This is a genomic window from Gimesia maris, from assembly GCF_008298035.1.
Classification (GTDB): domain Bacteria; phylum Planctomycetota; class Planctomycetia; order Planctomycetales; family Planctomycetaceae; genus Gimesia; species Gimesia maris.
The window spans coordinates 7,023,296-7,047,972 of the sequence record NZ_CP042910.1; the positions used below are offsets into that span (position 1 = coordinate 7,023,296).

Below are 24,677 nucleotides of genomic sequence, written 5' to 3' on the forward strand. Positions count from 1 at the left end.
GAGCCAGTCCTTCAAGTTTTGCTGTCGTATACTAGAAAAGAAAATCACTGAAAAAGTGGTTTGCCGGTCAGGACTCCTGACGCTGAAACAGATCACGTTCCAGCCAGACGGGAGTCTGCTGCAGATGCTCGTGCATGGCTTTGGCGGCTTTGTCGGGGTTGCCCTTGATCAATGCCTGTACGATGCGCAAGTGCTCTGCATTTTCTTCCATATGTTCGAAATCCTGGTCATTCTGTCGTTTACTGTGGCGAACCTGCCTTAAGGTCTGATGGAGTACCCGATAGCGATTAATTTCCAGCACCAGCCGCTCGCTGCCACAGGAACGATAAATGAGTTCGTGCAGATAGTCGTCCCACTGTTGTGTCGTTTCGGACCACTCGACGGTTCGTTTTGCTGCTGCCAGCTCGCGGAAGGTCTGTTCGAGCCGGGCCAGTTCATTAGGCGTGATGTGACCGCAGGCACAGCGGGTGGCTTCGCTTTCCAGGATGCGACGGACCTGACAGATTTCGTGCAGTTCCTTCACGCCGAAATTACGGAGCACGGCACCGCGATTCGGAAAGATTTCCACAATGCCGATGCCGGCAAGTTCCACCAGTGCTTCGCGGACTGGGGTGGCGCTGACATCCCATTCCCGAGCCAGAGCCTGTACCGTCATGCGCTGATTGGGCTGGTATTCCCCCTGAAAGAACTTGCCGAGCACCTGTTGTACCAGCGTCTGTCTGCGGGAACCGTGGGTAATCTGTCGGGTGACAACGGTCGCCATGATGGTGCGCTCACTCAAAACGGGGAAACAGGCTCGGGGTCAGGATTATATATAATTTAACGGTATTCAATACAATAAAGCAAGCGTGATCTGAATTTCTGCCTGACTCTGCTACGACGCCAGGCGGGTTCCGGGATGGTTGTTTTTGTGATTTTGAGGGGAGAAAACAGCCACGAGTTTGCAGAGGGTCACCGGGATTATTTTGAAATAATGAAAAGATCAGGGAAACCAGCCAGCTTAATCAGGGTTAATTGACCTACACAAGTGCTTCTATTTTCTATTAACACAAGTGAGGGCTGATGATGCCACGCTTTGTATCCCGCATTTTGATCGGACTGTTTCTGCTGGGTCTCGTTACGTACCTGATTCCGGAACCGCAAAAGAGTTCCGCTGAAAACCAGCAGACCAAAAAAGAGGCTCCGATACTGTCAAACATCGCGCCGCTGCCTAAAGACCTGAAGGTCGTGGAAGATATAGAGTATCGGCCTGGTAACCGACGCGCCTGGAAGTTGGACCTGGTCATGCCTCGTGAACGGAGTGAACCCCCCCGTCCTGCAATTATCTTTGTGCACGGTGGTGGCTGGTCGAGCGGCGACAAAGCCCGTGGCATTTTTCGGAGTGGTCCGGTCGAATATGCGAGCCTGGGTTATGTCTGTATCAGCGTCAATTATCGTCTGGCGGATGAAGATCCGTTCCCAGCGTGCCTGCATGATGTGAAGTGTGCTGTTCGCTGGTTGCGGGCACATGCCGATAAATATAATGTCGATCCCAACCGCATTGGCGGATATGGCAATTCAGCAGGAGCTCATCTCGTCAGTCTGCTGGGACTGGTAGACGAAGAGCAAAAGCTGGAAGGTGACGGTCCCTGGCAGGATCAATCCAGTCTGCTCAATGCCGTCTGTGTCTCCGCGGTCCCGGCCGATTTTGTGAACTGGCCCGGCGGAATCAGAAACAAACGAACACTTTTCAAGTTGCTGCACTCGAATGATACCGGTCTGGAGGAACTGGCGATTATAGCATCGCCGATCAGCTATGTTAATAAGCAGGCTCCCCCGTTTCTGGTATTCCAGGGAGCCGGAGACCGGACTGTGGATGTATCCCAGGCAGACAGTTTTGTCGCCGCTTTGAAAGCAGCAGGCGCAGCAGACATCACGTACCATCGTTATCCGGAAGCAAATCATGATGTCTTCACCAGGAATCGTCGTGAGACCTATCCGGAGATGGAAGCTTTTTTTGAACGCGTGCTGATGAATCCGCCTGCCAAAACAAAGCCGGCCGACGGGACATACCGCAGCACAACTCCTGCAGCCAGCTAAACCAACCAGATCCCGTTTTCCGGCAACGTCTCCCGGGCCATTGGGAACACGCTCAATAGCAGGATCGTTGCGATGGGGAAATGGGTTGCGTTCTAGTCAGCGAACTGAAAACGGACGTAATGGTTCGCCGGTAATCGGGTTCAGACGGGTGGCTTCCGTGACCTTCCACTCGCCTCCCATTTTCTGCCAGGTCAGTTCCCAGCGCGTGGGCTGCTTGCCGGAAACTCCTCCATACATGGCGGTTCCATTGGCGCGGAAGTGAATGATCGCGACAGAATCTTCCGACTTCATTTGCGTTGAGACATCGGTAATTCTGAGATCATCGTTCAGCGTCACCAGTGTCAGTGCCAGTTTTACCATATCCTGCAACTGGTTCGCCCGGGGGCTGATGTAACTCAGAGTCGTTTCCTGCTCTTTTTTCTGAAAGGCATCGATCAGTTGATAGAGGTCGGCTTCGACACGCTCACGTGGTGTGACGATACTCTGTTCGAGCACGTAAAACCCGACCGTCACCAGGACCATCAGCAGGCTGCCGATCAGAAATTTACCCAGGCGCCGCTGGTACCATAGTATAAACAGGATCGCGGCAATCGCGGAGCAAATCACCATCGGCGGGATCGCGGTTTCAGTAAACCACATGTGTCAGTCCTTTTACAGTTCCTACAGCGCAGGATGGTTTTCCAGAACCGCCAGATTATCCCGATGAATCACTTCGGAGTACGGGACGGCTCCCAGTATGGTGGCAATCTGATCCGAACGTCGCATCACTATTTTTGCCAGATCATTCGAATTGTAATTACTCAGCCCGCGGGCGAATTCTTCCCCACTGGGACTGACCAGCGTGACGGCTTCGCCACTTTCAAAAGTGCCATCAATCGAACGGATGCCGATCGCCAGCAGAGATTTTCCGCCTTCACGAATGGCTTTGGTGGCGCCTTCGTCCAGATGAAATTTGCCTTTAGGTCGGATCGTATAACCGATCCAGCGTTTCCAGGCAGAAACAGAAGCCCCCTGCGCCAGAAAGAGTGTGCCGACATCCTCACCGTTGAGAATCTGATCCAGAATTCCTTCCTGTGTGCCGTTGGCGATAATGACATTTTCTCCGACTGCAGTCGCGGAATGCACCGCCTGCAGCTTGGATTTCATTCCCCCGGTGCCCAGCGAACTGCTGTCATCGGTGGCGAGAGCCAGTAATTCAGGTGTCCAGTCCTGGACCTGCGAAATACGGGCGCTGTCCGGAGATTTCGGATCTCCGTCATATAATCCGTCAACGACGGACAGAATTACGAGCAATGGTTTCTTGACCAGGCTGGTGACCATGGCGGCGAGATGGTCATTATCGCCGAACTTGATCTCTTTGATACTGACGGTGTCATTTTCGTTGACGATGGGAACAGCACCGTATTCGAACAGAGTGTGTATCGTGTTACGTACATTGAGGTAACGCGTACGATGCTTGAAATCATTCGCTGTCACCAGCAGTTGCGCCGCATGATAACCGTGCTTTTGCAGGCAGCGGTCATAGCGGCGGATCAGATGGGCCTGCCCGACGGCGGCGGAGGCCTGCAGGTGTCCCAGATCTTTGGGGCGTTCTTTTAAACCTAGCAATCCCATGCCTGCGCCGATGGCACCACTGGAGACGACCACGACTTTGCGACCTGTCAACTTGATTCGGTGGATCTGCTCTGCCAGCGATTCAATCCGCTCGGGATTGAGTGTATCGTCCGCGCAAGAGAGAACGTTTGTTCCAATTTTAATCACCAGCGTTTCCGCTGTATCAATTATTTCACGTCTGGTTCGACTCACAGTCCGCACTTTTTCCGGGAATCACTAAAAAATTTCAAAGAGGCACTCCCCACCGGGTCCCTATTTCTTAATATTTATATAATATAGAAGTCAGTGGCTGCAGCATAGACACAGGACAGAGCGAGTCTGGCAGGAAAACAGGGGCGATTTTACCGAAATCGTCTCATTTTTCGTGTCAGCGCCTGATTTTGTCTGTCTCTTCTCGCCAGTCCTGGAACAATTTACCGCATAGTTCACCCGGTTCACACTGATTTTGAAACCCTTATTGACGAACTAAGGCATTTTATGTCGGAACTATACCACGAATGTGGCGTTGCAGCTGTCTACCATCTCCCCAACCGGGAAACCAGTCCGCTGGCCCCGCTGGGATCCCCTGAGAAAACTTCACAACTCATTTCCCGTCTGCTGCTGGATATCCAGAATCGCGGTCAGCTGGCGGCAGGAATGACCACGTTTAACCCGGCCCGGAACCAGTTGATCGATACCCATAAAGATGTAGGCACGGTTACCGAAGTATTCCAGTTGAATCACCAGCAGACGTTCAACGCGCTGATGAAGAAATATGAAGGACCTGCCGCAATCGGACATGTGCGGTATGCAACCTGTGGTAAAGATGACCGCAGTTATGCTCAGCCCTTTGAACGACATCACATTCAGAAATCCAAATGGTTCAGCTTCGGCTTCAACGGCCAGCTGGCGAACTACCAGGACCTGTGTAAAGAAGTCCTGACCGAGTCTGACTTTCATCTGGCGCGGGAAACCGACACCGAAATCCTGATGCATCTGCTTTCCCAGGAGCTTTCCAAAGAGAACCCCGGTGAGCTGCACGAGATTCTGGGCACACTCAGCAAGCGACTGGACGGCGCCTACAATATTGTTTTTCTGGACGCGCTGGGCAACATGTTTGTCTCGCGGGATCCGGTCGGCATTCGCCCGCTGTGCTATGCCTTTGATGGTTCGCTGTTTGCGGCTGCCTCGGAGAGCGTCGCGCTGGCAAACATGGGATTTGATGAGGACCAGATCGAAAGCCTGGCGCCCGGTTCCGCGGTCATCATCAAGGATGGCGAACTCTCGATCCGCGAATATGCCAGGCCGACACAGAAAGCCCACTGCTTTTTCGAATGGATTTATTTCGCGAACGTCTGCAGTACCCTGGATGACCAGAGCGTCTACATCACCCGTAAACGCCTGGGTGAAGAGCTGGCCGAACAGGAAACCGTGCCCATTGACGATGACACAATCGTGGTTCCCGTGCCCGACACGGCCAAAGCAGCTGCCGACAGTATGGCCTATCATTTAAGCGTGCCCTGCCTGGAAGGACTGATTCGTAACCGTTATATCGGCCGTACGTTTATCGAAGGTGCGAACCGTAGTGACAAAGTCCGTGCGAAATACACGCCGCTGCCTGAAGTTCTGGAAGGCAAACGTGTGCTGCTGGTGGAAGATACCATTGTGCGTTCCACCACAATGAAAGCACTGATCAGCCAGCTGAAAGAACGGGGACGCGCAAAAGAAGTGCACGTGCGCGTGGCCTGTCCGCCGATTATCGGTCCCTGTTTTTACGGAATCGACATGTCGACGATCAACGAACTGTTTGCTCCCCGGTTCCTGGATGGGGGCGATATGACCCCCGAAGTGGAAAAAGCAATGGCTGCTGCCATTGGAGCCGACAGTCTGAAATATCTGCCGAAAGAATCGATCGCACGCGCCGTTGGTCTGCCCGGAACATCGCTCTGCCAGGCCTGTATCGATACGACCTACCCCACAGACGCAGGTCGGAAACTGTATCAGATCGCCGTTGATAATTCTCAGAATGAAGACCGCGATTCCGATTCTCACCGGACCTACGATGTCACTCCTCCCACGCCGGTTCGCTCCTGACGGTCTGCTTAGAATTCAATAAAGGAATATACGGTCCTATGTCTGCCTCGCATGAGATAGAAATCCGCGTCCGCTATAACGAAACGGACGCGATGGGTTTTCTGCATCATGGAAATTACTTCACGTATTTTGAAATGGGTCGCACGGAACTCTTCCGCTCGCAGGGTGGCAACTATCGCGAAATGGAAGAGAAAGGTTACCTGCTGGTGGTCGCAAAGATCGAATGCAAATACCGTCTGCCCGCCCGCTATGATGATGTACTGACACTGCGAACCACGCTGGAGAGAGTGACCGGTGCCAAGCTGGAACACAAGTATGAACTGTTTCGCGACGGCGCGAGTGTCGCTGTGGCACACAGCGTGATTGCCTGTGTCGACCGAGAAGGTAATATCCAGCGCATGCCCGCAGCGATGGAGCAACTGGGTACGGAGAGTTAACGGGCTCTGTTTTGAGTCTGGTGAATGTGAACACGAACCCTGGTGTTGAATTGCACCCCACCCGCTCGCAGTGAAGAGAGATCACCCCTGATCTAATTTGCATTCGTCGGCTGCGACCTCCTGCTCGCTCTGCTCGCCCCGGATTGCATCCGGGGTCACCCATTTTTATTTCGTGTCGTTTCGTGTTTTGCGTGGTAGATAATTCCAGTTCGAGGTTTCCATCAGTTCCCATTGCGGTGTGAAACTGGTTTGAAATTCGCCGCGCGGGCGGATAGATGGGGCCTGCCCTTGTATCTGCCCATGACTGTCTGATGAGCGTGCCGGGATTGGGATCATCCCTGATCTAATTTGCATGCGTCAGCTGCGACCTCCTGCTCGCTCTGCTCGCCCCGGATTGCATCCGGGGTCACCCATTTTTAATTTCGTGTCGTTTCGTGTTTTGCGTGGTAGATAATTCCAATTCAAGGTTTCCATCAGTTCCGATTGCGGTGTGAAACTGGTTTGAAATTCGCCACGCGGGCGGACAGATGGGGCCTGCCCGTACTGTAAGACCGGTCTGATGATCGTGCCGGGATTGGGATCACCCCTGATCTTATTCGCACGCGGGAGCTGCGACCTCCTGCTCGCTGCGCTCGCCCCGGATTGCATCCGGGGTCACCCATTTTTAATTTCGTGTCGTTTCGTGTTTTGCGTGGTAGATAATTCCAATTCAAGGTTTCCATCGGTTCCGATTGCGGTGTGAAACTGGTTTGAAATTCGCCACACGGGCGGATAGATGGATCCTGCCCTTGTATCTGCCCATGACTGTCTGATGAGCGTGCCGGGATTGGGATCACCCCTGATCTTATTCGCACGCGGGAGCTGCGACCTCCTGCTCGCTGCGCTCGCCCCGGATTGCATCCGGGGTTACCCATTTTTAATTTCGTGTCGTTTCGTGTTTTGCGTGGTAGATAATTCCAGTTCAAGGTTTCCATCGGTTCCGATTGCGGTGTGAAACTGGTTTGAAATTCGCCACGCGGGCGGACAGATGGATTCCACCCGTACTGTAAGACCGGTCTGATGAACGCACCGGGATTGAGCGATTGCTCTGGCGGTTTTCTGTTACCCTCTGCTCTGTCTTCAGTCGTTCGGGATATTTATCTGAGGAGATGGGGGTACTTCTATTATCATGCTTCGTACCAGGTAGGCCTGGAAACTGACAGTACAAGCGATGAATCGGCGTAGGGTAATCCCCTGTGTTTGCTTCTACTGCGAAGCAGGTCGGACATTCGCCGATTGTTCGAACATTTTTACCGTCAGTTACCTGTGGCAATCCTGGATTACAGCCAGGACCACCCGAAGTTGCCGTTATTTCTAAGTTTGAGCGACTGTTACCTATGTGTGCGAACGGTGAAACACGGATGTCGGTCCTGGTGGTGAATTTTGTATTTCGTCAGGTTTTTTTTACGACCACGAAAAACACGAAACCACACGCAAAAGATTTTTCAGGGGAACTGATCATGGAAACCGCTGCTTTGAGATTGATTTGTGTTTTGTTACCTCATGCTGCTTTTTCAGGAGGTTTGAATTCATGTGGGAGTGTCAATCTTAGGGAGGGGCGTGAGGCTATCAAGTGGATTATGGGAATGATGTGGCGAACTGTGTTGATAGGGAACCGATGCTGGAGTGATCAGTGGCGGTGCCGAGGTGAAAGGCTGCGATGTGTGGCGACCCGCAGGCATACATCACGAACCGGTGTGGATTCAGGCAGTGCAAATCTGGAAAAAACGGGCTGTTTTATAGTGAAGATCAGGAACAGGTATCGCGTGTTCTGGTGCACTGTAAACTGGCCACGCGCGCGACCCGAAACAACGCTTATCGCCAGTGGCGCGAGCGGGTCAAGTGCAATTTCTACAGTGGCAGTGACCGGTTTTCAGCAGTGTGCGTTATGTCGATGCATCTTCGTACTCGTTAAATTCTTCCATGAGTGCATTGATGGCATCGGAAGAACCGAGTGCGAAGATGCTGTCGCCGGCGTTGAGGATGGATGTACTCGGCGGTGGCATCTGGGGCTGCTGACCGGGTCGACAGATGCCGACGACCATGATGCCTTTGGTGCTGAAATCGGTCTCGTGTAACTTTTTGCTACAGTAAGGATTGGCGTCAGTGATCTGCAGGTCGGCGACTTCAAACCCGCCAACATGTTTGCTGGCGACTTCGACAAAATCTTCGACAGCGGGGTGAATCATGAAGCGGGCAATTTTGACGGCGCCACTGCGAAACGGACTGACGACTCGATTGGCACCGGCGTGTCGGATTTTATCGCCGGCTTTGTCGTCGCTGGCACGGGCGATGATCTGGAATTCGGGATTGAGCATGCGGGCAGTGAGGACGACATACACGTTATCGGCGTCGCTGGGGAGAGCGGCAGCAAGAGATTTGGCGTTTTCGATCCCTGCGCTTTGCAGGACAAAGTCATCGGTGGCGTCGCCATGAATATAGAGCCAGCCTTTGTCTTCGCAGGTCAACTGCAGACGTTCGTCGTCTTTATCGATGACGACGAACGATTTTTCGCGTTCGTGGAGGTATTCACAGATGGAGGCCCCCATGCGACCGATGCCACATACGATGTAGTGGCCGTCCAGATTAGAGATTGCTTTCTGCATGCGACGTTTCTCCAGGATAGAACTCATTTGCTGTCGAACGATCCATTGACCAAGCTGGGAGACAGAGTAGGTAAATATTCCCAGACCAAACATGAGGTAAAAGATGATAAACAGCTTGCCGTTGTCGGAGAGGGAAACGGGATCTTCATAGCCGACGGTGGTTGCCGTGATGACAATCATATACAGGCTGTTGAGCCAGGAGGCACCTTCAATCCAGCGAATTCCCACGGTCCCGAAGATGGTAAAGCCGATCAGCAGAACGACGATGCGAACAAACTGCGCAACCGACTGTTTCTGCTGTTTCGTCTGACTTGTGGGTACGATGAAATGAAAAACCATGCGTGAGAGTCTACAGTCTGAATAGAATTTTAGATAGAAAACTCGACTGAGCCGGTGGTAATAAAATGGTTTCGGGTCGGTCCAGATCAGCGAGGAGGAACTCGGCGGCCTGGATTCCACTGCGAACGGCGCCTTCCATGGTGGCAGGCCAGCCGGTCGAAGTCCAGTCTCCCGCCAGGTAGAGCCCTTCGACTTGAGTATGCTGGGACGGACGGAGCTGTTCCACTCCGGGTTTCACGGAGAAGACGGCCTGATGCTCGGTAACCATGCGGCTGTGCAGCAGTTCTGCAGCATTTGCTTCAGGCCAGATCATCGCCAGTTCTCTCACGACTTCGCCGATGATCTCTGACTGGGTTCGTCCCTGCCGGGCAGATCCTGTCAGATTGTGACTGGCGGAGATGACAACCTGGTAGTAGTAACCGGACTCAGTAGAAGCATTCTGCATCAGTCGACTGCGATTGAACATCCACTGCGAGAGCGTGTCGACGAAGACCGCATGAGGCAGACTGGTGATCTCGCGATCGAACCAGAGATGGACGCTGGTAATAGGAGCGGATTCAAGTTGTTGAATGCCGGTTAACTTTTCGCGACCTGGAAATTCGTCGGGCAGGAGATCGAAGACGCGCTGGTAAGGAACCGCGAGCACGACCCGCGGGCAGTCGATTTCGCTGCCGTCGCGTAACTGGATGCCGGTGACCTGCTGCCCGTCGATGCGAATGTTTTCAACTCCGGTCTGCAGCGAGATTTTTGAGCCACGCTGTTTGAGGTAGTCCTGTATCACTGTGCCATACAGGTGTTCGAGAGGAACGGTGGGAATCAGCACCTGCCAGTTGTCCCGGGCTCTGAGAAAGCCATCGACGAAGACTTTACGGGCATGCGAAAGGCTGATGCGGTCGAGGCTTTCACTTAACGCGCTGACGAGAACCACATTCCAGAAGCGGTTGATGACAGCGGAAGACTGGCCGTGCGCGACAAGCCAGTCGGCGATGGTGGGTTCGTTTTCAAGGTCAATGATTGCGATCGCCAGCTGTTTCAGGCCACGGGCGAGTTGGATCTTATCAGACCAGGATAGATAAGAGAGTCCGCCAAATGCGGGGAGCAGATGCAGGGGGGACGGCAACAGCGGGTTGGCGGCGAAGCGATTGACTTTGAACTGTCTGCCGTTCGAATCGGGGCCGATTGAGTCGGGGCCAACGAAATAGAGTTCTGCAGCGCGCTGGAACGAATCGGCGATGCCCACGGTTTCACAGAACCGGTTGAATTCAAAACAGCAGCCCATGCTGACATGCTGGCAGTTATCGATGAGTTGTTCTGACTGTTTGTCCGCGAAAGAACTCGCGCGGCCTCCCAGACGGGGACGCGACTCATACAGGGAGACAGGAATCTCGCGATCTGCGAGTGTGACTGCACAGGCCAGTCCGGCCAGACCGCCTCCGATGATGACAACTTCTGACTGACTGGCTCCCACGGACGATCCTGACGAACTCTACTGGTATTTTAAGAAAACGGGCCTGGCCTGAACATTGGATCTGTATTTCCTGACATGGCTCACCTAGACTATGCCTGGGTCTTATCAGACTTGGAATGACAGGTTGGCTGAACTGGTCCGCACGCTCGTTGGTATGCTCGCCTGGCATTGCTCACCTGTCACTTCAGGATTGATGAACCACTTGTTTTACTACAGCGTCTTCAGAAACAATTTGACTGAGTAGAATGAAACGAAAGTCGCTATCATAAAATACGATCAAATTCAGTATTTGAGGATACCGAAAAATCAATCTGATCCTAGTGATGACTCTGCGAAATCATGAAATATCCGGGGATTGAGCGACTGCAGCATTTTTCAACACGCTGGCTGCAGACGGGACGCAACTTCCTGTATCCGCCCCGCTGTTCGCTGTGTGGGATGGAAACGGTGTGTACCGGCGTGAATTGCGGGGAACAGATTGAAGAACTGGTTCCCGTTCTTTCCCGATCCTGTCAGCGCTGCGGCGCGCCGGTGGGCCCACATCTGGAGACTTCCGGAGGCTGTACAGACTGTCGGGGTGAGAAATTCCGGTTCGCGCGGGCAGTCGCGCTGGGAAAATATGAAGGAGCATTGCAGGAATTTATTCTGAATCTGAAGCAGAACCATGGCGCGTACCTGGGAGGGGGGCTGGCGAATCTGCTGTTCTATCGGAATCAGGAATTCTTTGAACAACTGGGGACAGAACTGATTGTTCCGGTCCCGTTGCACTGGACATCCCGTCTGCGTCGCACTCATAATCCGGCCAGTATCATTGCAGAGGCCCTGTCACACCGCTTGCAAGCGAAATACAGCGGGAATATACTCGCCAAACGAAAGAAGACTCCTCCACAGACCAGTTTATCTCCTCAGAACCGGAGAACAAATCTACGTGACGCGTTTCAAGTCCGTAGGCCCGGTCGGGTGAAAGACTTAAGTATATTACTGGTTGATGATGTCATGACGACAGGATCAACTGCGAATGCTGCGACACGTGCCCTTCTGCAGGCAGGTGCCAGCGAAATTAATGTAGCAGTCATAGCCAGAGCGCCGCGTATATGACTTTAGAAAATCAAATCTCCACACGAGACGGTTGCTGTCAGCGTGGATACAACAGACAAGGTAAGTACCTCGATGGATGCGAGTACCACTCCACCTGAAAAAACCCCCGGTAAGAAGGCGGAGAAAAAAGCGATTGGCAGAAACCATCGTTTCTTCCTGCGCGGGCTGGCCATCAGTCTGCCTCCGATTCTGACGCTGGTCATCGTGATCTGGGTTGCCGGGATAGTGAACGATTACATTATCACGCCCACGACAACCACGGTGAGATACTGTATTGCCTACTTCACAGACGATTCACAACCCCGCGATAATTTTGTAGAGATGGAAAACCTCCCCCCCCTGGAATACTGTCGCAAAGATTATCTGATCAGCAGAGCTGACGTGGACACAGTGAGAGCCATCGAACAGTCAGCCGGATCTCAAATGGTCAACCGAAATAAAATAGCGTCTTACGCCTGGGTTCCGTTTGGCGATCGAGCAGTCAAGTATGCCGACTATCGTGAAGTTGCCAAACGCATCCGAGAATCGGATATGCCGACCACGGCGATGGGCCTGTATATGGAACTGGCAACCACGCGCTGGTTCAAGAGTCTGTTTCACCTGAGTGCCGTGGCGGTGGCACTGACAGTTGTGGCACTCTATTTCCTGGGGCGATTCGTCACCGCGCGGATTGGTGCCTGGATGGTTATAAAATTCGAACAGGGAGTTCTGGCAAGACTGCCTGTAGTGAGTAATGTGTATTCTTCAGTGAAGCAGGTCACCGACTTTTTCTTCAGCGAACGAACCGTGGACTACAGTCGGGTTGTCGCGATCGAATATCCCAGGCGGGGTATCTGGTCGCTGGGTTTTGTCACCGGCGACAGTATGCTGGAAATGACGGTGACTGCAGGAGAGCCTCTGGTGGCCATCCTGGTCCCGACATCCCCGATGCCGGTAACCGGCTACACCATGAGTGTGCCTAAAAGCGAAATCGTCGATTTAAATATTACCGTGGACCAGGCTTTCCAGTTTTGTCTGTCGTGTGGGGTTTTAGTACCGCCTCAACAGCGGGTTACCGATGAACTGCTGCGGGAAGAGCTGGGAAAACGTCTGCTGGGAGACCGCAAGCTGGCGGGATTCAAAGTCCAGATAGCCCCCCCGATTCCGACCACGCAGACATCGACGATTGAAAGCGATCATACGACCACAGAAGAGAAGCCGGAAAATTCAAATGATTCGGAATCTGATCCCCCCAACCAGCCAGCAGAGGATTCGAAGTAACCTGAGCCTCTGGTTGCACAACCGGCCTGGTGACTGAGATTTCAATCGTACCTAGTTTTGAGTAATAGTGGAAAGTGGAGTGATGGACCAGTCGTCTGAAAAACGTCCTTTACGGATTGCAACCCGTGCCAGCAACCTGGCGCTGTGGCAGGCTTACTATGTTTCGGATCTACTGAAAAAGCAGAGCAGCGAACGTCCGATTGAAATTGTACACATCACTTCGGAAGGGGACCGCGATCTGACGTCCCCACTCTCAGAATTCGGCGGACTGGGTGTCTTTACCCGCGAAGTACAGAAAGCGGTACTGGATGGTCGCGCAGATCTTGCTGTACATAGTTTAAAGGATCTGCCAACAGAACAGGCGCCCGGTTTACAGTTGGCAGGCATCCCGGAACGGGGGCCCCTCTACGATGTGCTGATTTTTCCGCAGGGATCGGAAGCGGTGGAGCACATTACCGATCTGGCTGACGACGCGAGGATCGGCACAGGCAGTCTGCGGAGACGCGCACAGCTGCTGCATCAGCGAAGTGATCTGCAGATGCTGGAAGTACGCGGCAATGTGGAAACCCGTCTCAAAAAACTGGACGCGGGAGAATACGATGCCCTCTGCCTGGCAGAAGCCGGTATGGTGCGTCTTGAATTACTTGAACAACGGGCTTCCCTGCTGCTACAACCTCCGGAGGTTTATCCTGCTGTCGGCCAGGGCGCCTTGGGAATCGAATGTCGTGCAGACGACGAGGAGACCGCCGCACTGCTGGCCGGGTTGTCCGATCCACCCACACAGGCAGCGACCACGGCAGAACGAAGCCTGCTGGCTCACCTGAGAGCCGGCTGTCATGCCCCGATTGGAAGTCTGTCCCAGACGACCGTCGACCAGTTGACCCTGGAAGCGGTTGTGCTGAGCGCGGATGGAGTGGAACGAATTTGTGCTTCGGTTACCGGTTCGCTTACTGAAGCGGCAGACATCGGTGTGAAGGTCGCGAAAGCATTGCTGGCAGATGGTGCAGGCCGATTGATTACCGGAACCGAAGAGTCCTGAATTCTCTGCCAGCGGTTCACTGTTCCAAGTGACGTCAAGGCTGAAATAAGACCTGTAAATTATTTCCCTATTCTTAGAGAAATCGCTGTGTATCATATGTCGATTCTGCGGGGCAGATGCGTTATACTCTGATCAGAAATGGACTGCCTCTCTATAACGTAATCAGGAAGTGCGGAAGGATCCAGACATGGAACGTCACCCTTATCGCCCCGGCTTATCCGGGATCGTTGCTACCGAAACTGAGATCTCTCAGATTCAGGAAGGATTGACTTATCGGGGTTACCCGATTGATGAACTGGCGCGAGGAGCGGCCTTCATCGAAGTTGCCTACCTGCTGCTGCACGGCGAGTTGCCCAGCCACGAACAACTGGCTGATTTTCAGACTCTGCTGATTGAGACAGGCTCCCTGCCTCAGCCTGTGATGGCGGCGGTCGAGGCAATCCCTCCCCACATCGACATGATGGAAGTGATTCGCAGTGGCGTGAGCCTGCTGGCGCACTTTGATCCGCAAATGGAATATGGGGTCTTCCAGTCGGAAGTTTCCAATGCGCAATACCTGCTGGCGATGCTGCCTCAGTTGATTTCGTATCGATATCACCAGGTGCGTGGTTCCCGTCTGGTCGAACCGAACTTTCATCACTCTTATGCAGGCAGCTTCTGGTGTATGCTGAAAGGGGATGAACCTTCGCAGCTGGAAGAAGAAGCATTTAATGCCGCCCTGATCATTTATGCCGACTTCGGATTGTCTCCTTCCACATTTGCCGCGCGCGTGGTGGCTTCAACGGGTAGCCCGCTGTACTCTGCGATCTGCTCTGCCATCGGTTCCATCAATGGCCAGTTGCACTGCAGTTGCGGAACGGGCGTGCTGGATGTCCTGCAGGAAGCAATACAATCGGGCAACGCCGAGGAATGGGTTTGTCAGGAAATTACCAAGGGACGCCGTGTGCTGGGATTTGAAAACTCGCATCACAAGCCCCGCGATCCCCGTTCTGCGGTTCTGAAATCGTATTGTGTTCAGCTGGCAGACGCATTGGGCCAGAACGAGATGGAAAACGCTGCTGACACCATTGAAGAGATCATGGGAAAAATTCAAAAGGTCCATCCCCGGGTAGAATGGTACGCAAGTCGGCTGTTGCATTACCTGGGTTTTGAGCCGGACCTGTTCACTCCGATTTTCTCTGTTTCACGACTGGTTGGCTGGGTGGCTCATATTGTTGAGCAAAGTGAGAATAATCACCTGTACCAGCCACTGTCCCGCTATGTGGGCATGGACCAGAGAAAATACACGCCACTGCCGTTACGCAGCTGATTCGACTTTGTCTTTATAAAACAGCCGCAAGAGAATAGGCAGCAGGACCAGCGATCCGAGCATCCCGCCGAGCATGGCAACACTGACCAGGGCACCGAAATAGATCAGCGGAATAAAGTGTGAAAGCGTGAGCACGCTGAAGCCGGCCACCAGCGCGCAGGTTGCAAAGATGATCGCCCGGCCCACCCCGCGGTGAGTCCGCCGAATCGCATCAACGACCGAAGCGCCCCGCGAACGTTCTCGCAGAAAGCCCGTGATAAAGTGGATGCTGGAATCGGTCGTTAACCCCATCGAAACACTGGCAATCATAGCGGTGCCGATATTGAGTGGCAGGTTGAACCAGCCCATCGCTCCGACCACCAGCACGATGGGGAACAGATTGGGAATCATGGAGATGATGCCGATTTTGAGACTGCGAAAGGCAATCGTCATCATTGCCAGAATGCTGGTTCCCGCGAGTAGAAAGCTGAAGAGTTGATCGTTCAGCAGGCTGTCGATCAGATACGCCAGCAGGATAAAGATGCCGGCGGCTTTACCGGGTTCGACGGTTTTCACATCAGCAGCATCCGTTTTTTCAGTGACCTTCGAACCGGGAAAATGTTTCTTAGCCAGTGCATCGACTTTAGCGATGAGAGAGAGTTTTTCTTCTGCAGACTGACGTTCCAGTGCCCGAAGCACAATTCGCATTCTCCCTTTCTCGGAATTATACAGACTGCTTTCAAAATCGGGCTGCAGGCTTTTGATGGAATCGAGTTTGGACTGTATTGGATCAGAGGCGAACGGGATTTTCGGTATGAAATCCAGAGTATCGGTAATCGAAATCACCTTGGTCAACTGTTGCTTACCTGGAGGATTGGCCTGTTGCAGATCGCTGGCCAGTGCACGGACCCGGTCGAGATACTCTTCGTTCAGTTTCGGAGGAGCCGGGAAATTGACTTCCCAGGTCGAAGCGCCTCCGAGTCGTGTTTCCACAAAATTGAGTGCCTGCACGATATCACTGGAGTCGCGAAAGTTCTTGCTGAAATCGGTTTCTACTTTCAGGCGGGAGAAGCCTACGGCGGCGAACAGGACGAACAGAACGGTTCCCGAGAGAATCAGTCGAGGATAATGCTCTGTTCCCAGACAGACTTTTTTGAGGATGCGTTCCAGCCCCTGCTCGGAAGAGTGTTTGAGGGGTGCACTGAGAGAACCGAGTGAAATTCCGCCGGGGAGTAAAACGGTGGCTGCGATCAGAACCATCATGGTCCCTAAGGCCATCATAATCCCGAAGCTGCGAACCGGTGCGATTTCACTGGAGAGCAGTGATGCGAAGCCGGCGGCCGTGGTGGCGCAGGTCCAGAATATTGCGGGCAGGAGTTCGACCATCGTCTGGCGAATGGCCCGTGGTCGCGAGACGTTATTGCGCTGCAGTTCCTGGAAATGGACTGCAACGTGTGTCACTGTCGCGATGCCGATAATCGTCACCAGTGAATTCAGCATGGAACTGACCATGCTGAGTTGAAAGTGTCCCAGTACGAGGATCGCTTCGGTCCAGAGAATCGAGCAGATCACCACCAGCAGCGGCAGCATGACCCACCGCAGTCGTCGGAACAGTAGAAACAGAACCAGCGCCAGCAGGTTGAGCGATACTTTGAACAGGATGTTGCCGTCTTCTTCGACGTAGCGGAACATATCGTGCACCTGCACGGGCTCGCCGACGACGTAGGCTTGAGGCGTGTGTCCCTCAGCCAGTTGACGAATACGACGGAATGTTTCTCCACGGGAAACCGGAGAATCCTCTTCGGGCAGCAGCCTGAGTGCGATGGCGGTCGTCTGGTTATCATCGCCGATCAGTACGCCGCGGAAGAGTTCAGTCATCTCATCCTGTTTTCTTCTAATCAGGGCGCGGAGAAAGAAGTTGAGTTTGGGAGGCGAGAGCGCATCAGCGAGGTTCTGGGTGACTTCCGCATTCACGCCGGGAACTTTACTGAGATCCTGCGAGAATCGGCGAACTTCAAGAAGCCCTTCTGGCTCAAGCAGGTCAGGCGTGGTATACGCGACGAAGACAAATTCATCGCCGCCGAACAGGCGTTTGCTTTCCAGGTAATCAAGCAGGTGTGGATCATCTTTCGCGTAGAGCGATTCGATCGACTGTTCAAACGAGAGCTGAGAAGCGGGATAGATAGACAGCCCGGTGAGGGCCATAAATATCAGCAGGAGAATCCAGCGCAGTTTGTAGAGTCTGTCAACGAATGATTCCAGCCAGCGCTGCGGGTGACTACTCATAAGGAAAGACCATATCCTGCTGCCTGTCTGGCATTCAATACGAAACAATTCGGCCCATTGCTATGATACAGGAATACTTCCGATGCACACGCAACCCATCTGCTCTTGTCGAACTATAGCTCACAGTAATCATGATTTCATTACAAAGTGTCCGTTTTTTACAACGTGTTGATTTTTTCCAACCTGAATACTTCAGAACCATCAGCATCGATATTTCCAGATATCCGAATCATTCCGCGCCGCACTCACACTCCGTCCTTACAGTCGCTAGAAATCTTACAAAACCCCATCTCAGTCCTGGAGTGCCCCCTTGTTTCTGACGTACGAGACCTGCATACTTGATGCAGCCCCCGTGGTTAACTGTCGTGTCAGCTTAACCTTGGGAACCAAAGTACCTGCTCTGGAAAACGTAATAATCATGCAGACAGACTCTGGAACCGCTGTTTACGCCTCTTGGGATTGATGTTTGTGACAAAACCCGGATTCTTAACGACCGCTCTGCTGCTGATTCTGCTTCTGGCTGGCGGTCTGCGTCTGACGATGGTGGTGCTGCAGAGCGATCAGCTGCAGGAAGACCGGGATGCCTACATCGCAATTGCCCGGAACCTGGCTGCGGGACATGGTTTCACATCGAGTCGGGCTGATGAGGGACAGGACATCAAGCCGACGGCATTTCGTCCACCTTTATATCCCTGCCTGCTGGCAGCCCTCTATTATGTGAATGCGGGGAGTCTGGGTGTAGGGATGATGCAGGTGCTGCTGGGGGTGCTCACCGTCTGGTTCACATGGAAAACCGGTCTGCGATTGCAAATGCCCGTCGGGGCGCTGGTCGCTGCCGCGGTAGTGGCGACCGATCCGGTATTGCTGCAATATACGTCGTTTTCAATGACAGAAGTGCTGTCTGCGTTTCTCTCCAGCCTGTTGCTCTTCATGCTGGTGTACCAGTTGACGGAAGAACAAACACAGCCAGAGACCAGGAATATGTCTGCAATCACATTCACGACCGGTCTGGTCTGGGGCCTGGCCATTCTGTGCCGACCGACTTATCTCGCTTTCCTGGGGCTCTGGTTCCTGACGCGGCTTTGTGCGACCGTCTTCAAACGCTTCCTGAAAACACAGCCAACAGGACATGCATGGCGTCAACTGACGTACCTGTCAGCGGGAATTCTGATTGCGATCTCGCCCTGGCTGATACGGAATCTCGTGGTTTTTCACGCCCCGATTCTGACAACGACCCATGGGGGATATACGTTGCTGCTGGGAAATAATCCGGTGTTCTATGAGGAAGTGGTTCAACAACCCTGGGGCACGGTCTGGTCGGGCGAGAGCCTGGATGCCTGGCAGAAAAGCCTGGAGCGTGATCTTGAGGCAACAGTTCCCCCTGTGAAGAGTGAGCAGGAACGTGATCAGTGGATGTATCAACGGGCGAAGGCCAATATCGCAGCGCAGCCCTCCCTGTTTGTACAGTCCTGTCTGCTCAGATTGAGACGCTTCTGGAATTTCAGCCCGCTGAACAGTGCGCTGGTCGAGTCGAAGCCTCTGATAGGCTGGGGGGTCACAGGTTACTATTTTCTGATACTGACTGGCGCTTTGGGGGGGTGTCTGCTGTTAATCTGGAAGAGAGAGCCAGCCTGGGAACCATTTCTCTGGCTCATTGTCAGCTTTACGGTGGTCCATCTTTTCTATTGGACCAACATGAGAATGCGGGCACCACTGGTGCCGGCAATCGCCTTGCTGAGTGTTTATGGCTGGTCAAAATCTGCTGATTTTCTGAAATTCAGGAAACCCACTGAGCCAAGAGAACACGAAAGCCACAACACGTTATAAGACAATGATTTATAACGGTTTGCCAAGCGGTTTCGGAGCAGCGATTGTTATTGACACTCTTTCAGAAATCGACCTATAATCCGCGCCCATTTATCCCGGTCCAGTGGACGGAGTTAAGTCAACTGACCTCAATTCGTTACACTCTGTCTACTTTGAATTTAGCACCAGAGCGTATTCCTTTCCCTAGCATTTCCCTTCAACAGAAGATTGACCTACCCGGTTATCACTTCAGGAGTGCCCGTGTCGGGCGAGATCAATTCCGTACCCCGGTATGTTTCGCATCGCATCTGGCAGGTAATTGTTTTCTTAACATTGCTTGGCGGACCGGTGACGGTTGCGCCTGCTCAGACCAGTTTCTTCGGCGCCCCGAAAGCATCCTATGAAGAACCGGAATATGAACCTTCGGAAAAAGAGTCGATTGCCATCTCCGCAGAGTACTCGCAGCAGTGGGAAGAAGATTTTGTCAGTGTCTCGATTCTGAAAGGCAACTGCCGCATCCAGCAGGGCGAGGCAACTCTGCGCTCCAGACAGATGGTGATCTGGCATCGAAAAACGCGACAGACCGATCGCATCTCGGTTTACATGGAAGGCGAAGTGCGCGTCGATCTGCCTGGTGAATCCAAAACAGAAAACAGCCTGCTGGTCAACCTGGTTACACAAAACGGGCTGAAGCAGGACTTCAGACGCCCCGCCCGAATTACAACAGCACCTGATGACCCCGTTTTGAATCGCGCCATCGAGAGACGGGGAATACCTCACGATCATCAACTGAAACGTGCCCAGTTTATTGTCGAGAAGCCTCCCCTTGAAGGTCCTGAATTAAGTCCGATTCCAGAACAGGAAATCGTTACCGATTTTCGTAGAATTCGACTCTTCCCCCGCAGCGCGGTCCCCTACAACGTCCAGAGTTTTCCGTCGACTCACACCGTTCCCCCGGAACAGATCTGGGTGATTACCGGGGGAGTGAATCTTCTGATTGATGGCGTGGAGGGCCTGGAAATGGTTGATATGTCCGCTGACCGGATCATCATCTGGACAGACGGGCGGAATACTCAGAACTTCAATTCTGAAATCAGACAGTCTAAAGAAACTCCCTTTGAAATTTATCTCGAAGGGAACATCGAAATTCGTCAGGGCACCTATTTCCTCAAAGCGAACCGTGCTTTTTATGACGCCCGGGAAGAACGGGCCGTGATGCTGGATGCAGAACTGAAAACCCGGCTTCCTGAACTGGGTGAAGATATCAGGGTCAGGGCCAGTCAGATTCGTCAGCTCTCAAAAGGCGCATACCTCGCACAGAATGCATGGGCCACAGGCAGCCAGTTTGGAAAACCAGGCTACAAAATTCAATCTTCAGATGTCTTTATCGAAGACCGCTATACGACACCCTGGCTGGGGTCAGGTTCTGCTGAACTAGACCCGATCACGGGGCAACCGATGCCTGAGAAACGTGCCTGGTTGACAAGTTCCAACAATACTTTTGAGATTGGTAACGTACCACTGTTCTACTTGCCGTATGTCTCCAGCCCGGCGGAAGACATTTATTTCCCGATCACCGGATTGCGATTCGGAAACGACCGCATCTTTGGTTTCCAGGTCGAAACGGAATGGGATATGTTCAAGCTGCTGGGGCTCGAACGACCAGAGGGTACGAAATGGGAAGGTCAGGTCGATTACTATTCGTATCGAGGCGTCGGGATCGGACAGTCCGGCAATTACCAGGGAGCCAACCTGTTTGGCTTTGACAATATATTCAGCGGAAACGCAGAAGCGTTTTACATCCACGACAGTGGTACCGATAACCTGGGTCTGGACCGCCGCGATCTTGTTCCCTCAACCAAAGACCGTTATTTCCTGAATCATCAGCACCGACAGACTTCTCCATTCGGCATGACGTTGAGCAGTGAAGCCGGCCTGTTCTCGGACAGGAACTTTCAACAGGAATATTTTCAATCCGATTTCAATAACCGTAAAGATGTGGAAACATTATTACATCTCAAGCAGCAACAGGACAACTGGTCCTGGTCGGTCATTGGCAGAACAAAACTGAATGGCTACGAAAACACAACAGACTGGCTGCCTAAAGCAGATCTGTTCCTGCTGGGTGAGCCACTGTTTGGAAACCTGGTGAACTGGACTTCGCATTCCTCAGTCGGTTATGGAAAACTGAAGCCGGGTTCTGCACCTTATAATCCTCAACAGGATGTTTTCACTCCCCTGCCCTTCATTGCCGACTCACAGGGGCTGGTGGCGATGACTCGTAACCAGCTGGAAGCGCCATTCAACCTGGGGCCAGTTATTCTGACTCCGTATGTGATGGGTGAAGCAGCTTACTGGGAACAGGGTCTGCAACAGCAACAGATTGACCGCCTCTACGGTTCTGCCGGTCTGCGCGGCAGTATTATGGCAGAGCGTATCTTCCCGGATGTTTATAATCCTTATTTCAATCTGAATGGACTGGCACATAAAATGGTGCTGGAAGCAGATTACTCTTTCAGCGATGCCAGCGAAAACCTGTCCGGGATCGCCCAGTACAATGAATTTGATGACAACGCTCAGGAAATGTTCCGCGAACGCCTGGTGATCAACACCTTTGGTGGAGTTCTACCACCTCAGTTTGATCCACGTTTTTATGCCGTTCGTACGGGAGCCGGCCGCGGTGTCACAGATCCTTATTATGAACTGGTTGACGATCAGCAGGTGCTTCGCATGGCATGGCGACATCGACTGCAGACCAAAACCGGTCCTCCCGATCGCATGCGTACCAAGGACTGGATGACACTGGACCTGGAAGCGTCTTACTTCCCGGATGCAGATCGAGATAACTTTGGCGAAGACTTTGGACTGCTGGGTGGACATTATCAATGGTTCCTCGGAGATCGAACCACGCTGGCAGCTAATGCCTACTATGATGTCTTTGATGGTGCACAGCAGCTCTGGGATGTATCACTCACCAGTCAGCGTACGAATCGTCTGTCAGTCAATGTAGCTTTGCAACAGATTAAAGGGGGCGCCGATCTGGACAGCCAGATTTTATCAGCCGGTCTGAATTACGTCATGAGCCAGAAATGGAGTGCGGGCATCAGTACTGCTTATGACCTGGGAGAAAATGTCAATCGCGGTCAGATACTTTCGCTCACTCGAACGGGTGCCGATTTTATCACGAGTCTGGGCATGTCTTATAATCAGAGTACCGGAAACGCCGGTATCGGTCTGACCATCATGCCTCGGTTCGGAAATTTTGGTGGCGGGCCTGCTGATTTATCTTCAATTTTAGGTAACACTGCTTCACAATAGGAATCGGGACAGTGATCAAATCACAGAATACTCAAGTCAAACCTTTTCAACGGCAAACGACATCTGCAGCGGAATCTGATAAATATCGTTCCGAATGGAGACAGCGTCTGATTGATGTCGAAAGTGGTATTAAATTTGGCATCAGGCTGGACAGCACATTCTTTATTCACTTTTTCGTCGGCAGTGCTGTCATTGCGGCTGCGACATTACTGGGATTGTCTGCGACACACTGGGCAATTCTGATTCTGTCGATGACAACCGTACTCTGCGCCCAGATGTTCAACCAGGTTTTAAAATCGATCTGGAGCATCCTCGGCAAACATCTGCCTGCAGAGTCTCAAAACACTTTCAAAGCGGGTACGGCGGCAGTCGGTGTCAGCATCATCGGTTCGATTATCACAATCGCCATCGTTTTCGGATCAGCCCTGTATCGCCTGCTGTTCTAAAGCACATCGCATTTAACCATAGCGTCTCTCGATCCATTATACCCGGTCCAAATGGTCTTGGAGACGTTACAATAAAACGAGACACCGTCCAGTCTGAGCTTTGTCACAGGTCACATCCCCTATTCCTGAAATCGTACGCTTGCGTCTGTCGATTCTGTCATTGATAATCATGGTTCACACACTTTTCCCATATTTGATATTTGACAGGTACGATCATGCAGCTCGTTCACAGCTCCAAAGTTCTTATGCTATTTCTGATCACTGCCACTGGATTAATGGCGGCAGAAGATGTTATCCAGCCTGATCCTCGGTTGCCGGAAACAACACCCTGGGATTTGCAGGCCCTCAGCAAATCGCCAGAATTTGAATGGATCGACGAAAAGTCTCCGGTCAGATCACTGATGTATCAGGGTCTGGAATATCGTGGCAAACCAACAAAGGTATTTGCTTTTTACGCATCACCGGCGACACTCAATCCCGAGGAACCCCAGGATAAAAAGTATCCCGGTATTGTTTTGATTCATGGCGGTGGTGGCACAGCCTTTCGCGAGTGGGCCGAGTTATGGGCTCAGAAAGGGTACGCGGCAATCGCAATGGATCTGGCAGGATCGCAGCCGCTGGATGGAAAAAATCCACATGATCGCAAGCACCGAAATCGCCTGGAAGCAGGCGGTCCTGATCAGTCTCATAAAGAGAAATTCGAGGCGGTGAAAGATGACCAGTCAGAACACTGGTGCTACCACGCTCCTGCGAATGCGATTCTGGCACATTCTCTGATTCGCTCCTTTCCCGAAGTAGACAAGGACCATACCGCTGTCACCGGTATCTCCTGGGGAGGCTATCTGACCTGCATTGTCGCGGGACTGGATAACCGTTTCGATGCCGCCGTACCCGTTTACGGTTGCGGATTTCTGAATGACCATTCTGTTTTTGAATCATCCATTAACAAACTGCCGACTGAGGACAGCAAGCGCTGGATGCAACTCTACGATCCGGGCCAGTATCTGAAAGCAGTTCAAATGCCGATTCTGTTTGTGAATGGTACGAACGACTTTGCCTATTGGCTCAGTGCCTATCAGAAAAGCTATGAGGCTGTCCCCAAAGACACACCTCGCAATATTCGGATTGAAGTTAAAATGGGTCACAGTCATCCGGCTGGCTGGAAACCTGTTGAAATCACCAGGTTTGTGGACCAGTACCTGAAAAAACAGACTCCGCTACCTGTCGTACTAAACCCTGCTGTTAAAGACGGCAAAGTCACAGCGGAACTGGCTGAGCCTGTCAAAATCAAAACTGCCGTACTCAACTACACAACAGATGCCGGCCCGAATCCGGAACGAAAATGGCAATCCATTCCCCTGGAAGTCGATGGGACCAGAATCACAGGTCCTGCTCCGCCCGCTGAAACGAAAATCTGGTTCATCAACGTGACCGATGAAGCAGACGCCATGACATCCAGCCCGCTGGTATCAAGGCAATAA

The 24,677-nt window shown here is 52.6% G+C and carries 17 protein-coding genes; 11 read left to right on the plus strand and 6 right to left on the minus strand.

What is annotated here, in order from left to right; translation table 11 throughout:
* Positions 1–67: 67 nt before the first annotated feature.
* Positions 68–763, minus strand: a complete 696-nt coding sequence (locus GmarT_RS26120; protein ID WP_002644609.1) for a GntR family transcriptional regulator — start codon at positions 761–763, stop codon at positions 68–70.
* A gap of 299 nt (positions 764–1,062) precedes the next feature.
* Here GmarT_RS26120 and GmarT_RS26125 point away from each other — a divergent pair, with 299 nt between their 5' ends.
* Positions 1,063–2,079, plus strand: coding sequence for an alpha/beta hydrolase (locus GmarT_RS26125; RefSeq protein ID WP_002644608.1), 1,017 nt, complete (start codon positions 1,063–1,065; stop codon positions 2,077–2,079).
* A gap of 96 nt (positions 2,080–2,175) precedes the next feature.
* Here GmarT_RS26125 and GmarT_RS26130 read toward each other — a convergent pair whose 3' ends face one another.
* Together GmarT_RS26130 and proB are read right to left on the minus strand one after the other, a co-directional pair.
* A complete protein-coding gene (locus GmarT_RS26130; protein WP_002644607.1) occupies positions 2,176–2,718 on the minus strand; it encodes a hypothetical protein in 543 nt (180 codons plus the stop codon).
* Positions 2,719–2,739: 21 nt separating this feature from the next.
* A complete protein-coding gene (gene proB / locus GmarT_RS26135; protein WP_002644606.1) occupies positions 2,740–3,885 on the minus strand; it encodes a glutamate 5-kinase in 1,146 nt (381 codons plus the stop codon).
* Between the two features lie 285 nt (positions 3,886–4,170).
* Here proB and GmarT_RS26140 point away from each other — a divergent pair, with 285 nt between their 5' ends.
* Together GmarT_RS26140 and GmarT_RS26145 are read left to right on the plus strand one after the other, a co-directional pair.
* Positions 4,171–5,766 carry an amidophosphoribosyltransferase gene (locus GmarT_RS26140; RefSeq protein WP_002644605.1) on the plus strand — a complete coding sequence of 532 codons (1,596 nt, stop codon included), beginning with the start codon at positions 4,171–4,173 and terminating at the stop codon, positions 5,764–5,766.
* A 38-nt stretch (positions 5,767–5,804) separates the two neighbouring features.
* The gene (locus tag GmarT_RS26145; protein WP_002644604.1) at positions 5,805–6,203 is read left to right on the plus strand and encodes an acyl-CoA thioesterase; all 399 of its coding nucleotides are present in this window, start codon (positions 5,805–5,807) and stop codon (positions 6,201–6,203) included.
* 1,925 nt (positions 6,204–8,128) lie between these two features.
* Here the strand turns inward: GmarT_RS26145 and GmarT_RS26150 are convergent.
* The gene (locus GmarT_RS26150) at positions 8,129–9,187 is read right to left on the minus strand and encodes a potassium channel family protein (RefSeq protein WP_002644602.1); all 1,059 of its coding nucleotides are present in this window, start codon (positions 9,185–9,187) and stop codon (positions 8,129–8,131) included.
* A gap of 10 nt (positions 9,188–9,197) precedes the next feature.
* Positions 9,198–10,655, minus strand: coding sequence for a hydroxysqualene dehydroxylase HpnE (gene hpnE / locus GmarT_RS26155; RefSeq protein ID WP_002644601.1), 1,458 nt, complete (start codon positions 10,653–10,655; stop codon positions 9,198–9,200).
* Positions 10,656–10,994: 339 nt separating this feature from the next.
* On the opposite strand from hpnE, the gene GmarT_RS26160 reads away from it, so the two are divergent.
* From GmarT_RS26160 to GmarT_RS26175, 4 genes are all read left to right on the plus strand, one after another.
* Positions 10,995–11,753 (plus strand): ComF family protein, encoded by a 759-nt coding sequence (locus tag GmarT_RS26160; protein ID WP_002644600.1) that lies wholly within the window; start codon positions 10,995–10,997, stop codon positions 11,751–11,753.
* 72 nt (positions 11,754–11,825) lie between these two features.
* Positions 11,826–13,013: a DUF502 domain-containing protein gene (locus tag GmarT_RS26165; RefSeq protein WP_002644599.1), complete on the plus strand. Its 1,188-nt coding sequence runs from the start codon at positions 11,826–11,828 to the stop codon at positions 13,011–13,013.
* Between the two features lie 82 nt (positions 13,014–13,095).
* Positions 13,096–14,052, plus strand: a complete 957-nt coding sequence (gene hemC / locus GmarT_RS26170) for a hydroxymethylbilane synthase (protein ID WP_002644598.1) — start codon at positions 13,096–13,098, stop codon at positions 14,050–14,052.
* Between the two features lie 187 nt (positions 14,053–14,239).
* Complete coding sequence (locus tag GmarT_RS26175; RefSeq protein WP_002644597.1) at positions 14,240–15,361, plus strand: citrate/2-methylcitrate synthase; 1,122 nt, start codon at positions 14,240–14,242, stop codon at positions 15,359–15,361.
* Here GmarT_RS26175 and GmarT_RS26180 read toward each other — a convergent pair.
* Positions 15,350–17,626, minus strand: a complete 2,277-nt coding sequence (locus GmarT_RS26180) for an efflux RND transporter permease subunit (RefSeq protein WP_002644596.1) — start codon at positions 17,624–17,626, stop codon at positions 15,350–15,352. The genes GmarT_RS26175 and GmarT_RS26180 overlap by 12 nt on opposite strands.
* A gap of 468 nt (positions 17,627–18,094) precedes the next feature.
* On the opposite strand from GmarT_RS26180, the gene GmarT_RS26185 reads away from it, so the two are divergent.
* The 4 genes from GmarT_RS26185 to GmarT_RS26200 all read left to right on the plus strand — a co-directional run bounded on the left by GmarT_RS26185 (position 18,095) and on the right by GmarT_RS26200 (position 24,677).
* On the plus strand, positions 18,095–19,453 hold the full coding sequence (locus GmarT_RS26185; protein ID WP_157158907.1) for a glycosyltransferase family 39 protein: 1,359 nt from the start codon (positions 18,095–18,097) through the stop codon (positions 19,451–19,453).
* A 240-nt stretch (positions 19,454–19,693) separates the two neighbouring features.
* On the plus strand, positions 19,694–22,750 hold the full coding sequence (locus GmarT_RS26190; RefSeq protein WP_002644594.1) for an LPS-assembly protein LptD: 3,057 nt from the start codon (positions 19,694–19,696) through the stop codon (positions 22,748–22,750).
* Between the two features lie 11 nt (positions 22,751–22,761).
* Positions 22,762–23,196 carry a diacylglycerol kinase family protein gene (locus tag GmarT_RS26195; protein WP_002644593.1) on the plus strand — a complete coding sequence of 145 codons (435 nt, stop codon included), beginning with the start codon at positions 22,762–22,764 and terminating at the stop codon, positions 23,194–23,196.
* 215 nt (positions 23,197–23,411) lie between these two features.
* Complete coding sequence (locus GmarT_RS26200) at positions 23,412–24,677, plus strand: alpha/beta hydrolase family protein (RefSeq protein WP_002644592.1); 1,266 nt, start codon at positions 23,412–23,414, stop codon at positions 24,675–24,677.

Bases quoted from the DNA above. Each gene is read 5' to 3' on its own strand.
- GmarT_RS26120 (WP_002644609.1), bottom strand. From the start codon at position 763: ATGGCGACCGTTGTCACCCGACAGATTACCCACGGTTCCCGCAGACAG.
- GmarT_RS26125 (WP_002644608.1), top strand. From the start codon at position 1,063: ATGATGCCACGCTTTGTATCCCGCATTTTGATCGGACTGTTTCTGCTG.
- GmarT_RS26130 (WP_002644607.1), bottom strand. From the start codon at position 2,718: ATGTGGTTTACTGAAACCGCGATCCCGCCGATGGTGATTTGCTCCGCG.
- GmarT_RS26140 (WP_002644605.1), top strand. From the start codon at position 4,171: ATGTCGGAACTATACCACGAATGTGGCGTTGCAGCTGTCTACCATCTC.
- GmarT_RS26145 (WP_002644604.1), top strand. From the start codon at position 5,805: ATGTCTGCCTCGCATGAGATAGAAATCCGCGTCCGCTATAACGAAACG.
- GmarT_RS26150 (WP_002644602.1), bottom strand. From the start codon at position 9,187: ATGGTTTTTCATTTCATCGTACCCACAAGTCAGACGAAACAGCAGAAA.
- GmarT_RS26160 (WP_002644600.1), top strand. From the start codon at position 10,995: ATGAAATATCCGGGGATTGAGCGACTGCAGCATTTTTCAACACGCTGG.
- GmarT_RS26165 (WP_002644599.1), top strand. From the start codon at position 11,826: ATGGATGCGAGTACCACTCCACCTGAAAAAACCCCCGGTAAGAAGGCG.
- hemC (WP_002644598.1), top strand. From the start codon at position 13,096: ATGGACCAGTCGTCTGAAAAACGTCCTTTACGGATTGCAACCCGTGCC.
- GmarT_RS26175 (WP_002644597.1), top strand. From the start codon at position 14,240: ATGGAACGTCACCCTTATCGCCCCGGCTTATCCGGGATCGTTGCTACC.
- GmarT_RS26180 (WP_002644596.1), bottom strand. From the start codon at position 17,626: ATGAGTAGTCACCCGCAGCGCTGGCTGGAATCATTCGTTGACAGACTC.
- GmarT_RS26200 (WP_002644592.1), top strand. From the start codon at position 23,412: ATGCAGCTCGTTCACAGCTCCAAAGTTCTTATGCTATTTCTGATCACT.